Origin of the sequence: Streptococcus mitis, from assembly GCF_946190375.1 — a bacterium.
GTDB classification, from domain to species: domain Bacteria; phylum Bacillota; class Bacilli; order Lactobacillales; family Streptococcaceae; genus Streptococcus; species Streptococcus mitis_CJ.
The window spans coordinates 132,253-145,685 of the sequence record NZ_CAMIAF010000001.1 but is presented as its reverse complement, the minus strand read 5'-3'; the positions used below and the strand labels follow the sequence as shown (position 1 = coordinate 145,685).

The 13,433-nt window shown below is 41.0% G+C and carries 10 protein-coding genes and 1 tRNA gene; 8 read left to right on the top strand and 3 right to left on the bottom strand.

The genetic code is table 11. The features are described 5' to 3' along the window. Positions 1-233: 233 nt before the first annotated feature. From nox to N8M09_RS11355, 4 genes are all read left to right on the top strand, one after another. On the top strand, positions 234-1,613 hold the full coding sequence (nox, locus tag N8M09_RS00660) for a H2O-forming NADH oxidase (protein WP_261062805.1): 1,380 nt from the start codon (positions 234-236) through the stop codon (positions 1,611-1,613). A 151-nt stretch (positions 1,614-1,764) separates the two neighbouring features. Beyond that, positions 1,765-2,640, top strand: coding sequence for a pyridoxal 5'-phosphate synthase lyase subunit PdxS (gene pdxS, locus N8M09_RS00655; protein WP_000138526.1), 876 nt, complete (start codon positions 1,765-1,767; stop codon positions 2,638-2,640). Then, positions 2,641-3,222 carry a pyridoxal 5'-phosphate synthase glutaminase subunit PdxT gene (gene pdxT / locus N8M09_RS00650; protein ID WP_261062804.1) on the top strand — a complete coding sequence of 194 codons (582 nt, stop codon included), beginning with the start codon at positions 2,641-2,643 and terminating at the stop codon, positions 3,220-3,222. Further along, positions 3,170-3,412 (top strand): transposase, encoded by a 243-nt coding sequence (locus tag N8M09_RS11355; protein WP_474104141.1) that lies wholly within the window; start codon positions 3,170-3,172, stop codon positions 3,410-3,412. The genes pdxT and N8M09_RS11355 overlap by 53 nt, the downstream gene beginning before the upstream one ends. A 425-nt stretch (positions 3,413-3,837) precedes the next feature. On the opposite strand, the gene N8M09_RS00645 is transcribed toward N8M09_RS11355, so the two are convergent. After that, positions 3,838-3,925: transfer RNA gene (locus N8M09_RS00645), tRNA-Ser, on the bottom strand. A 161-nt stretch (positions 3,926-4,086) separates the two neighbouring features. Between N8M09_RS00645 and N8M09_RS00640 the strand changes: the two genes are divergently transcribed. The 4 genes from N8M09_RS00640 to N8M09_RS00625 all read left to right on the top strand — a co-directional run bounded on the left by N8M09_RS00640 (position 4,087) and on the right by N8M09_RS00625 (position 10,073). Continuing rightward, entirely contained in the window at positions 4,087-4,827 is a 741-nt protein-coding gene (locus tag N8M09_RS00640) for a DeoR/GlpR family DNA-binding transcription regulator (protein WP_000920656.1), read from the top strand. Beyond that, complete coding sequence (pfkB, locus tag N8M09_RS00635; RefSeq protein ID WP_261062803.1) at positions 4,824-5,735, top strand: 1-phosphofructokinase; 912 nt, start codon at positions 4,824-4,826, stop codon at positions 5,733-5,735. The genes N8M09_RS00640 and pfkB overlap by 4 nt, the downstream gene beginning before the upstream one ends. Then, positions 5,732-7,684 carry a PTS fructose transporter subunit IIABC gene (locus N8M09_RS00630; RefSeq protein WP_261062802.1) on the top strand — a complete coding sequence of 651 codons (1,953 nt, stop codon included), beginning with the start codon at positions 5,732-5,734 and terminating at the stop codon, positions 7,682-7,684. The genes pfkB and N8M09_RS00630 overlap by 4 nt, the downstream gene beginning before the upstream one ends. Before the next feature lie 85 nt (positions 7,685-7,769). After that, a complete protein-coding gene (locus N8M09_RS00625) occupies positions 7,770-10,073 on the top strand; it encodes a DNA translocase FtsK (protein ID WP_314726037.1) in 2,304 nt (767 codons plus the stop codon). 433 nt (positions 10,074-10,506) lie between these two features. On the opposite strand, the gene N8M09_RS00620 is transcribed toward N8M09_RS00625, so the two are convergent. Together N8M09_RS00620 and N8M09_RS00615 are read right to left on the bottom strand one after the other, a co-directional pair. Further along, entirely contained in the window at positions 10,507-10,977 is a 471-nt protein-coding gene (locus N8M09_RS00620) for an arginine repressor (RefSeq protein ID WP_261024873.1), read from the bottom strand. A gap of 18 nt (positions 10,978-10,995) precedes the next feature. Next, on the bottom strand, positions 10,996-13,269 hold the full coding sequence (locus N8M09_RS00615) for a Xaa-Pro dipeptidyl-peptidase (protein WP_261062800.1): 2,274 nt from the start codon (positions 13,267-13,269) through the stop codon (positions 10,996-10,998). Positions 13,270-13,433 lie beyond the last annotated feature (164 nt).

The window sequence follows — 13,433 nt, the reverse complement described above, 5'->3', positions numbered from 1 at the left end:
TTCTTTCCATGATACTAGCATACCATAAAGTCAGCGTTTTCACAAATAAAATTTGTAAAGATGTCAAGAAATATGCTCAGGAAATGAAGAAAATTTGCAAGAATCCGTGTTAAGATACAGATTATTTACAATTTTTTACAAAAAAATAGGAAAAATCAGCCAAACTCTTGTAAACGCTAACAGTAAATGTTATACTAGTAGGGTAAATTTAGAATGAAGGTAGGAAATTTTTTATGAGTAAGATCGTTGTAGTCGGTGCTAACCACGCTGGTACAGCATGTATTAATACTATGTTGGATAATTTTGGGAATGAGAACGAAATCGTTGTATTTGACCAAAACTCTAACATCTCTTTCCTAGGATGTGGAATGGCTCTTTGGATTGGGGAGCAAATTGACGGTGCTGAAGGCTTGTTCTATTCTGATAAAGAAAAATTGGAAGCTAAAGGCGCTAAGGTTTACATGAACTCGCCAGTTCTTTCAATTGACTATGATAACAAAGTAGTTACAGCCGAAGTTGAAGGAAAAGAGCACAAAGAATCATACGAGAAATTGATTTTTGCTACAGGTTCTACACCAATCTTGCCACCAATCGAAGGTGTTGAAATTGTTAAAGGAAACCGCGAATTTAAAGCAACTCTTGAAAACGTACAATTCGTTAAATTGTACCAAAACGCTGAAGAAGTTATCAATAAGCTTGCTGATAAGAGTCAACACCTTGATCGTATCGCTGTTGTTGGTGGTGGTTATATCGGTGTTGAACTTGCTGAAGCCTTTGAACGTCTTGGAAAAGAAGTTGTCCTTGTTGATATCGTTGATACTGTCTTGAACGGTTACTATGACAAAGACTTCACACAAATGATGGCGAAGAACTTGGAAGACCACAACATCCGCTTGGCGCTTGGTCAAACTGTTAAAGCAATCGAAGGTGACGGTAAAGTTGAACGCTTGATTACTGATAAAGAAACTTTCGATGTAGACATGGTTATCCTTGCTGTTGGTTTCCGTCCAAATACAGCTCTTGCTGAGGGTAAGATTGAACTCTTCCGCAATGGTGCCTTCCTTGTAGATAAAAAACAAGAAACATCTATCCCAGGAGTTTATGCTGTAGGTGACTGTGCAACTGTTTATGACAATGCTCGTAAAGATACTAGCTACATCGCTCTTGCTTCAAACGCTGTACGTACTGGTATTGTTGGTGCCTACAATGCTTGTGGCCATGAATTGGAAGGAATCGGTGTGCAAGGATCAAACGGTATCTCAATCTATGGTCTTCACATGGTTTCAACTGGTTTGACTCTTGAAAAAGCAAAAGCTGCGGGTTACAATGCGACTGAAACAGGCTTTAACGATCTTCAAAAACCAGAATTCATGAAACATGACAACCATGAAGTAGCGATTAAGATTGTATTTGACAAAGATAGTCGTGAAATTCTTGGTGCCCAAATGGTTTCACATGATATTTCAATCAGCATGGGAATTCACATGTTTTCTCTTGCTATCCAAGAGCATGTGACAATTGATAAATTGGCCTTGACAGACCTCTTCTTCTTGCCACACTTCAACAAACCATACAACTACATCACAATGGCTGCCCTTACAGCTGAAAAATAAAAATGATGAACTATCTGGCCTTAAGTTAAGGTCAGATAGTTTTTTAACTATTCTGTACCCATACAATTATCCTTTTTTTATCTTGTGATTCCTTCTAATCTGCCTTAAAATAAAATGGTAGCTACCAATACAAATGATGAGGATAAAACAAATGACTGAAAATCGTTATGAATTAAATAAAAACTTGGCGCAGATGCTCAAAGGTGGGGTTATCATGGACGTTCAGAACCCTGAACAGGCCCGTATTGCAGAGGCTGCTGGTGCGGCAGCTGTTATGGCCTTGGAACGAATTCCGGCTGATATTCGTGCAGCTGGTGGTGTTTCTCGTATGAGTGATCCAAAGATGATTAAGGAAATCCAAGAAGCGGTTAGTATTCCAGTAATGGCCAAGGTCAGAATCGGGCATTTTGTTGAAGCTCAGATTTTAGAAGCTATTGAGATTGACTATATCGATGAGAGTGAAGTTTTATCTCCAGCAGACGACCGTTTCCATGTGGACAAGAAAGAATTCCAAGTTCCTTTTGTCTGTGGGGCTAAGGATTTGGGTGAAGCCTTGCGTCGTATCGCTGAGGGTGCTTCCATGATTCGTACCAAAGGAGAACCGGGTACAGGGGATATCGTCCAAGCTGTTCGTCATATGCGAATGATGAATCAGGAAATTCGCCGCATTCAAAACCTACGTGAGGACGAACTTTATGTTGCTGCTAAGGAATTGCAAGTTCCTGTAGAATTGGTTCAATATGTTCATGAACATGGAAAATTGCCAGTTGTTAACTTCGCAGCTGGAGGCGTTGCAACGCCAGCAGATGCTGCGTTGATGATGCAATTAGGGGCAGAAGGTGTCTTTGTCGGTTCAGGTATTTTCAAGTCAGGAGATCCTGTTAAACGGGCTAGTGCTATTGTTAAGGCTGTGACTAACTTCCGAAATCCTCAAATCCTAGCTCAAATCTCTGAAGATTTAGGAGAAGCCATGGTTGGTATCAATGAGAATGAAATCCAAATTCTCATGGCTGAGCGAGGAAAATAGATGAAAATTGGAATATTGGCCTTGCAAGGTGCCTTTGCAGAACATGAAAAAGTGCTAGATAAATTAGGTGTTACTAGTGTCGAAATCCGAAATCTAGATGATTTTCAGCAACATCAGAGTGACTTGTCGGGTTTGATATTACCTGGTGGTGAGTCTACAACCATGGGCAAGCTCTTACGTGAGCAGGATATGATGATTCCTATTCGAGAAGCAATTTTATCTGGCTTACCAGTCTTTGGAACCTGCGCGGGCTTAATTTTGCTGGCTAAGGAAATCACTTCTCAGGAAGAAAGTCATCTGGGAACTATGGATATAGTAGTTGAGCGCAACGCCTATGGACGTCAACTAGGAAGCTTCTATACAGAAGCAGAATGTAAGGGAGTCGGTCAGATTCCAATGACCTTTATCCGTGGTCCGATTATCAGTAGTGTTGGAGAAGATGTAGAAATTCTAGCAAGAGTTGACGATCAAATTGTTGCAGCCCAAGAAAAAAATATGCTGGTAACTTCTTTTCATCCAGAACTGACTGATGATGTGCGCTTGCACCAGTACTTTATTAATATGTGTAAAGAAAAAAGATAGTGGAATAAAAAGTGATAAATCAAGTTTTGATTCGCTTTTTCCAAAGAATCATTGTTTAAGTCATTTGACATTATTCTGTGATTTTAGATTTATTTACGATAAATTAGAAAAGAATGATTGTTTTGACTTAGGGCATAAAGCTTATATGCTGAATATGGTGTTCAAGTATCTTTTATTGAAAGCACTTTAGAGGATGGAGTTAGAATACTATTCTATGCTCCTTAATACTCTTCGAAAATTTCTTCAAACCACGTCACCTTCATCTTATCGTAGATATGGTTACTGACTTCGTCAGTTCTATCCACAACCTCAAAACAGTGTTTTGAGCTGACTTCGTCAGTTTTATCTGCAACCTCAAAGCTGTACTTTGAGCAACCTGCGGTTAGCTTCCTAGTTTGCTCTTTGATTTTCGTTGAGTATAAAAATAATGTATAGGACTGGTCAAAAAGATCACTTCGAAAATAGCAAAAAACGAGGCTGGGAAAAAGTCTTTAAAATCAAAAAAACGCATAATATCAGGTGTTGAAAAACTTGATACTATGCGTTTTTTTGTGGGAAGATTTACTTCATTTTCTACTGAAATTGAATTTTTGCCCAGCTCCTGGTAATTCTCCACGGAAGACATGGGATTCGAACCCACGCACGCTATTACACGCCTACCGCGTTTCCAACACGGCCTCTTAAGCCTCTTGAGTAATCTTCCAATACTTACTCAAATAGTCTACCATAAAGCTACTTATCTTGCAATAAAAATTCTGGAAATAAGAAAAATGATAGAATTTGAAAGAAAATGATAAAAAATGCTTGACTTTAAAAAGAAGTGTGATAGAATGAATAGTGTAAACGATAACAGGAGGTGATTCGGTGTTAAAAACAGAGCGGAAGCAACTGATTTTAGAGGAGTTAAATCAACATCATGTAGTTTCTCTAGAAAAGTTAGTTAGTTTGCTAGAAACGTCAGAATCAACGGTTCGAAGAGACTTGGATGAGTTGGAAGCAGAAAACAAGCTTCGTCGCGTGCATGGTGGAGCAGAATTGCCTCACTCTTTGCAGGAAGAAGAAACCATTCAAGAAAAATCTGTCAAAAACCTTCAAGAGAAGAAGTTGCTTGCTCAGAAGGCAGCCTCTCTGATTAAGGAACAAGATGTCATCTTTATCGATGCTGGAACAACGACAGCCTTTTTGATTCATGAATTGGTCAATAAGAATGTTACAGTCGTGACCAACTCCATTCACCATGCTGCTCAGTTGGTTGAAAAGCAGATTCCGACTGTCATGGTTGGAGGAAGCGTCAAGACGGCGACGGATGCTAGCATCGGGGGTGTTGCTCTTAACCAGATTAACCAATTGCACTTTGACCGTGCCTTTATCGGGATGAATGGTGTGGACGATGGCTATTATACGACTCCAGATATGGAGGAGGGAGCTGTGAAGCGAGCCATTTTGGAGAATGCCAAACAGACCTATGTCTTGGTGGATTCATCAAAAATTGGACAAACCTGCTTTGCCAAGGTAGCTCCACTCAAACGAGCTATTGTTATCACAAGTCAAGGGCATGAGCTCTTGCAGACAATTAAGGAAAAAACGGAGGTAATAGAAGTATGATTTATACAGTCACACTCAATCCATCCATTGACTATATCGTGCGCTTGGATCAAGTCCAAGTCGGTAGTGTCAATCGTATGGACAGTGATGATAAGTTTGCTGGTGGGAAAGGTATCAATGTCAGTCGTGTCCTGAAACGCTTGGATATTCCCAATACAGCGACGGGATTTATTGGAGGTTTTACTGGTAAATTTATCACAAATACCCTTGCAGAGGAAGAAATCGAGACACGTTTTGTCCAAGTGGCAGAAGATACTCGTATCAATGTTAAAATCAAAGCGGATCAAGAAACAGAAATCAACGGAACGGGTCCAAACGTGGAACCAGCTCAGTTAGAAGAATTGAAAGCTATTTTGTCTAGTTTGACTGCAGAAGATACAGTTGTGTTTGCAGGTTCAAGCGCTAAAAATCTAGGGAATGTTATCTACAAGGACTTGATTGCCTTGACACGCCAAACTGGTGCGCAAGTCGTTTGTGATTTTGAAGGACAGACCTTGATTGATAGTTTGGATTACCAACCACTTTTGGTCAAACCAAACAATCACGAACTTGGAGCTATCTTTGGAGTGAAACTCGAAAATTTAGATGAAATCGAGAAATATGCTCGAGAATTGCTGACTAAAGGTGCTCAAAACGTTATTATCTCTATGGCTGGGGATGGTGCTCTTCTTGTAACATCTGAGGGAGCTTACTTCGCAAAACCTATCAAGGGAACAGTCAAAAATTCAGTTGGAGCCGGTGACTCTATGGTTGCCGGATTTACAGGTGAATTTGTCAAATCGAAAGATGCAGTAGAAGCCTTCAAATGGGGAGTGGCTTGCGGAACGGCAACGACCTTCTCAGATGACTTGGCAACAGCAGAATTTATTAAAGAAACATATGAAAAAGTTGAGGTAGAAAAAAGATGAAAATTCAAGATTTATTGAAAAAAGAAGTCATGTTGCTGGATTTGCAGGCAACTGAAAAAACTGCTGTCATCGAAGAGATGATTAAAAGTTTGACAGAGCACGGTTATGTGACAGATTTTGAAACCTTTAAAGAAGGCATTTTGGCGCGTGAAGCTCTCACTTCCACTGGTTTGGGTGAGGGGATTGCTATGCCTCACAGCAAGAACTCTGCTGTCAAAGAAGCAACGGTTCTCTTTGCTAAGTCAAACAAGGGTGTTGACTACGAGAGTTTGGATGGGCAACCAACAGACCTCTTCTTCATGATTGCTGCTCCAGAAGGTGCCAATGATACTCACTTAGCAGCCTTGGCAGAATTGTCTCAATACTTGATGAAAGATGGTTTCGCTGACAAACTTCGCCAAGTAACATCTGCAGATCAAGTTATCGAACTATTTAACCAAGCTTCAGAAAAATCTGAGGAACCTGTTCAAGCACCTGCTAATGACTCTAGCGACTTTATCGTAGCTGTTACAGCTTGTACGACAGGTATTGCCCACACATACATGGCTCAAGAAGCCCTTCAAAAAGTAGCTGCCGAAATGGGTGTTGGGATCAAGGTTGAGACTAATGGTGCAAGCGGTGTTGGAAATCAACTAACTGCGAAAGACATTCGTAAGGCTAAAGCTATTATCATCGCAGCAGATAAGGCTGTAGAAATGGATCGTTTCGATGGTAAACCATTGATCAATCGTCCAGTTGCTGACGGTATCCGTAAGACAGAAGAGTTAATTAACTTGGCTCTTTCAGGAGAAGCGGAAGTCTACCGTGCAGCTAATGGTGCAAAAGCTGCAACAGACTCTAACGAAAAACAAAGCCTTGGTGGTGCCTTCTACAAACACTTGATGAGTGGTGTATCCCAAATGTTACCATTCGTTATCGGTGGTGGTATCATGATTGCCCTTGCCTTCTTGATTGACGGTGCTTTGGGTGTTCCAAATGAAAACCTTGGCAATCTTGGTTCCTACCATGAGCTAGCTTCTATGTTCATGAAAATTGGGGGAGCTGCCTTTGGTTTGATGCTTCCAGTCTTTGCAGGTTATGTTGCCTATTCTATCGCTGAAAAACCAGGTTTGGTAGCAGGTTTCGTGGCTGGTGCTATTGCCAAAGAAGGTTTTGCCTTTGGTAAAATTCCTTATGCCGCAGGTGGTGAAGCAACTTCAACTCTTGCAGGTGTCTCATCTGGTTTCCTAGGTGCCCTTGTGGGTGGATTTATCGCAGGTGCTTTGGTTCTTGCTATCAAGAAATACGTTAAAGTTCCTCGTTCACTTGAAGGTGCAAAATCAATCCTTCTATTGCCACTTCTTGGAACAATCTTGACTGGATTTGTCATGCTAGCTGTGAATATCCCAATGGCAGCAATCAACACTGCTATGAATGACTTCCTAGGCGGTCTTGGAGGAGGTTCAGCTGTCCTTCTTGGTATCGTCCTTGGTGGAATGATGGCTGTTGACATGGGTGGACCAGTCAATAAAGCAGCTTATGTCTTTGGTACAGGTACGCTTGCAGCAACTGTTTCTTCAGGAGGTTCTGTAGCCATGGCAGCAGTTATGGCGGGAGGAATGGTTCCACCACTTGCCATCTTTGTCGCAACTCTTCTTTTCAAAGATAAATTTACTAAGGAAGAACGAAACTCTGGTTTGACAAACATCATCATGGGCTTGTCATTTATCACTGAGGGAGCAATTCCATTTGGTGCCGCTGACCCAGCTCGTGCTATCCCAAGCTTCATTCTTGGTTCATCAGTAGCAGGTGGCCTCGTTGGTCTTACTGGTATCAAACTCATGGCGCCACACGGAGGAATCTTTGTTATCGCCCTTACTTCAAATGCTCTCCTTTACCTCGTTTCTGTCTTGGTAGGAGCAATCGTAAGTGGTGTAGTCTATGGTTACCTACGCAAACCACAAGCATAAAAAATAGAAAAATGAAAAGATTGGACCGTTTGGTGCAGTCTTTTTCTCTTTTCGAAATGCCTGTGAAATATGGTATAATAGTAGAATGGCAAACAAGAATACAAGTAAAACAAGACGGAGACCGTCTAAAGCAGAACTCGAAAGAAAAGAAGCGATTCAACGAATGTTGATTTCGTTGGGAATCGCACTTTTATTGATTTTCGCAGCCTTTAAATTAGGGGCTGCAGGTATCACCCTTTACAATCTAATTCGCTTGCTGGTAGGTAGCCTAGCTTATTTGGCAATAGTTAGTATCCTGCTCTACCTCTTCTTTTTCAAGTGGATACGAAAACAGGAAGGACTCTTATCAGGATTTTTCACCATATTTGCTGGCTTACTCTTGGTTTTTGAGGCCTACTTGGTTTGGAAATATGGTTTGGACAAGTCGGTCTTAAAAGGAACCATGGCTCAGGTTGTGACGGATTTGACTGGTTTTCGAACGACCAGTTTTGCTGGAGGGGGCTTAATTGGGGTCGCTCTTTATATGCCAACCGCCTTTCTTTTTTCAAATATCGGTACTTACTTTATTGGAGTTATCTTGATTTTAGTGGGCGCTCTCCTAATCAGTCCTTGGTCTGTTTACGATATTGCTGAATTTTGCAGTAAAGGCTTTGCCAAATGGCGAGAAGGGCATGAGCGTCGAAAAGAGGAACGCTTTGTCAAACAAGAAGAAAAAGCTCGTCAAAAGGCTGAGCAAGAGGCTAGATTAGAACAAGAAGATGCCGAAAAAGCCTTACTTGATTCGCCTCCTGTTGATATGGAAACGGGTGAAATTCTGACAGCAGATGTTGTGCTTGACGTTCCACCTGTTCCAGAAGAAGAGTGGGTAGAACCAGAAATCATCCTGCCTCAAGCTGAACTTGAATTCCCTGAACAGGGAGATAACTCTGATGACGAAGATGTTCAGGTCGATTTTTCAGCCAAGGAGGCTCTTGAATACAAACTTCCAAGCTTACAACTCTTTGCACCTGATAAACCCAAAGACCAGTCTAAAGAGAAGAAAATTGTTCGAGAAAATATCAAAATTCTAGAAGAAACCTTTGCTAGCTTTGGTATTAAGGTAACGGTTGAACGGGCTGAAATTGGGCCATCAGTGACCAAGTATGAAGTTAAGCCAGCAGTAGGTGTACGGGTCAACCGCATTTCCAATCTAGCAGATGACCTCGCTCTAGCCTTGGCTGCTAAGGATGTCCGAATCGAAGCACCTATCCCAGGGAAATCTTTAGTGGGAATTGAGGTACCTAACTCTGAGATTGCGACAGTTTCTTTCCGCGAACTATGGGAACAATCTCAAACGAAAGCAGAAAATCTCTTGGAAATTCCTCTAGGAAAGGCGGTTAATGGCACCGCAAGAGCTTTTGACCTTTCCAAAATGCCCCACTTGCTCGTCGCAGGTTCAACGGGTTCTGGGAAGTCAGTAGCTGTTAACGGCATTATCGCTAGCATCCTCATGAAGGCGAGACCTGACCAAGTTAAATTTATGATGGTCGATCCCAAAATGGTTGAGTTGTCCGTTTACAATGATATTCCCCATCTCTTGATTCCAGTCGTGACCAATCCACGCAAGGCCAGCAAGGCTCTGCAAAAGGTCGTGGATGAAATGGAAAATCGTTATGAACTCTTTGCCAAGGTTGGAGTTCGTAACATTGCAGGTTTTAATGCTAAGGTAGAAGAGTTCAATGCCCAGTCTGAGTATAAGCAGATTCCGCTACCACTCATTGTCGTGATTGTGGATGAGTTGGCTGACCTTATGATGGTAGCCAGCAAGGAAGTGGAAGATGCTATCATCCGTTTAGGACAGAAGGCGCGTGCCGCTGGGATTCACATGATTCTTGCAACCCAGCGTCCATCCGTTGATGTCATCTCTGGTCTGGTTAAGGCCAATGTTCCTTCTCGTGTCGCTTTCGCAGTTTCATCAGGGACAGACTCCCGTACGATTTTGGATGAAAATGGAGCAGAAAAACTGCTTGGTCGAGGAGATATGCTCTTTAAACCGATTGATGAAAACCACCCAGTTCGCTTGCAAGGATCCTTTATCTCGGATGATGATGTCGAACGTATCGTAAACTTCATCAAGGCTCAGGCGGATGCGGATTACGATGAGAGTTTTGATCCAGGTGAGGTTTCTGAAAGTGAAGGTGAATTTTCAGATGGTGAATCTGGTGGGGATCCGCTTTTTGAAGAAGCTAAAGCTTTAGTCATCGAGGCGCAGAAAGCCAGTGCGTCCATGATTCAGCGTCGTTTATCAGTTGGATTTAACCGTGCGACCCGCCTCATGGAAGAATTGGAGATGGCAGGTGTCATCGGTCCAGCTGAAGGTACCAAACCAAGAAAAGTATTGCAACAATAAATTTCTCTCTTATACGGAAATGTGAACCTGACGTGATTTGAAGAGGTTTTTGAAGCGGATTATCTATGATGTATAATTAATTGAATCTAAAATAGTACGAAACGACTTTTAAAGCATGAAATTGATTTGAATTCCCTAATAAATTTGTTCACATTTTATTCAAACACTATATCAAGCTGAAACAGATTTAGAATTTCTTTTAGATATATGAAGACTCCCCTTATAGTTTCTAGTGAATATTTGTTTTTCACTAGAAACTATAAGGGGAGCTTTTGTACTCATGTATGAGATAGATTTCTTTTTGTGTTTTATTAAGCTGCATAGCTTACTTTTCAGCAGGAATCAGCTATTGTATTCGCTAGATGTTAGCTGACATCAATTCACTACTGTTTAAAATTTTGAGAGTTTTGCAGTTGTTGAGTTCAGTTTCTGTTTATTCACCAAAGAAAAATGGTGGGGCGAACCGTTTCAGATCTTCAAAGCAATGTTGGGCTGCCTCTGCATCTTCACAGATGACAAGGCAGACATCATCACCACAGAGGGTAGCGATAGCATCAGGGAAACTCAAAGCATCAATGATAGAACCAAATGATTGAGCCAGTCCAGGAAGGGTTTTTAGTAGGACTTGGTGTTGAACTGGGCGCATCAAGACAAGGGCATCTTCCATGTAGAGTTCGAGGCGTTTTTCCCATTTTGAGATAGAACCTGTATTGAGCACATAGTAAGAGTTATCTTCTTCTCGTACTTTTGAGAGGTTCATACTTTTAATATCTCTCGAAAGTGTCGCTTGTGTAACTTGAATATCATTATCAGCAAGAAGAGATTGCAACTCAGCTTGTGTGTGAATCTTATTTTTCGTTACAAGAGCTCGTATGAGTTGGTGTCGATGTTCAGATTTATTCATAATAATTTAACTCCTTTTTTAGTGAGGTAGGATAAGTGTAGACTGTTCAAGATCAACAGTCAGCTGGTAAGCGGTATTGTCACGTATGGTGATTTCAAAGTCAGTCGTATAGAGGACTAAACGAAGAGTATCTCCTTCTTTTAACTTGTAAATAGTAGGTTGTAGTTCAAATTGCACATCCATCCATTCATCTGCAGTGATATCTTCTACTAACAGTAAATCATTTCTATTTTGTAAATTGAGGTAACCTTTTGTCACGACTCGTTGTGCATTTGGTCTAAATGGTAATTCACAGAGATTTTCCAACATGTGGTAGCGTCCATTATCAATGGTTTTAGCACTTAAAATAGCTGGATAAGGTTGTAGATATTTCTTTTGTCCAAGTTCTAGCAGTTGGGCTGATAAGAGCCCCTTGTTTGTGCTGGATTTGATACGAAGATTGAGTTGAGCTCGACCGTTCAAGTGAAGATCCTTAGTCACAGGAAGGTCAATAGTAATCTGATTGACTTTCCCTTGATAGAGTTCTGTATTGAAGGTCTGGTATGTCTTACCATAACGATCAAAATCTTTATCTGAGTACTGGTTTTGAATGACTTTCTCTTCTTGACCAAGTGAGAAGGTTTCAAAGTTTTCTTGCCCACCGAAGTTATCAAGTGATAACCAAGTCTGAGGGGCTGTATTGTCCTGCCAGATAACAGTAGGAAGTTTGAAATCTGTATCTTGTCCCAGTAATTTCTTTGTCAACAAAGCATTCATGGACTCACGGAAGTCAATGGACTGCCAGTTGTTCATGTAAACATGGGCACCATTATGGAAAAAGAGATGCTTGTGTATATGAGTAGGAAGAGCATGGAACATCTGGTAAACATGAAGTGGTTTAACATTCCAATCCTGAGAACCATGGGTAAAGACAACCTCTGCCTTTACTTTGTCAGCATTGAGCAGATAGTTGCGGTCATGCCAAAACTGGTTGTAGTCGCCAGTCTTGCGATCCAGTTGCTCTTTTACTTTTTCTAAGTCAGCTTGGTGAGCTTCATTGCCACGGATATAGTCGCCAGCCAAGAGATTACGAGAATAGGTTAACTCAGCAAGGGAGTCAAAGTCCTCACCTGGATAACCACCTGGGTTGGTCACCAGACCGTTTTCACGGTAGTAGTTGTACCATGAAGAAATGCCAGCCTCAGCAATGATAACCTCTAAACCATCGACGCCTGTAGTCGCAAGTCCATTGGACATGGTTCCAAGATAGGAAAGTCCAGTTGTGGCTACTTTTCCATTTGACCAGTCAGCCTTGACTTGACGCTGGCGCGTGTGGTCGGTAAAGGCACGGCAACGACCATTGAGCCAGTCGATGACATTTTTATAAGCTTCGATTTGTTGGTAGTCTCCGTTAGTCATGAAACCAGTAGAGTCTTTGGTACCAACACCTGATACATAGAGATTGGCAAAACCTCGTGGGAGGAAGTAGTCGTTGAGTGTATAGCTAGAGTGGATGTGACTTAGCTTTTCCTCAGCTTCTGACACAAGCTCAGCTTGGCCTTGAGGTTGGACGAGATTGAGTTGAGGTTCCTCTAGTTCAATCTTATGAGCAGGTTTAACCTCAAGCTCGCCCTCCATCTTGTAGAGAGCCTTATCGCTTGCCTTGTCATTTGTTCCCTGATGGTAAGGACTGGCTGTCATGATGGCAGGGATTTGTCCCTCATAACGTGGACGAATAATGCTAACCTTGACTAAGTCTGGTAGACCTTTTTGGTCAGTATCAACACGAGACTCAACGTAGACCACTTCTCGAATAACATCATGGCTGGAAAAAGTTGCCAAACTCTTGCCGTTAAAGTAGTGGTAGTCATTATCCTCAGGAATAAGACCGTCGCTGACAAGTTGGTCGATAAGAGTATTTCCCTTTTTGGTGCGAGTATTGAGTAACTGATAGAGATTTTCAATCAAGTCACCGTATACAATAGGAAATCCAGTCTCTTTACGAAAAGCTTCACTGTCTTCGAAGTCAATCAAATAAGAAAAGCCTAAAAGTTGAAAAGCAACAGTATAAAAAATATCTGCTGTCAGTTCATCTTCTGATTGAAAAAATGTTAGCAGGTCTGTTTTTTTATCAGCTGCTAGGATGGAAAGTGGATAGTTGGTATCTTGATAAGTGAAAAAGAAACGACTTAGAAAAGACTCCAATATCTTTTTATTTGTTGACTCAGATGGAAAATCAAATCCATACTTTTTTAATTCATATAAAATAGTATCTCTTGGAAGTGATAAATAGCTGAATTGATTAAAGCGCATAAAACCTCCTTGTAAAATAATAATTAAGGTTATTATATCAAAAAAATAGGAGAAAGGGAATTATTAAGTGAGAAAGAAATTAATTAAAGAATAATGAATACAATTTATATGAAATAATATGTGATATTCTATAGTGTTCATAAATGAAACTATATCTAACAAGA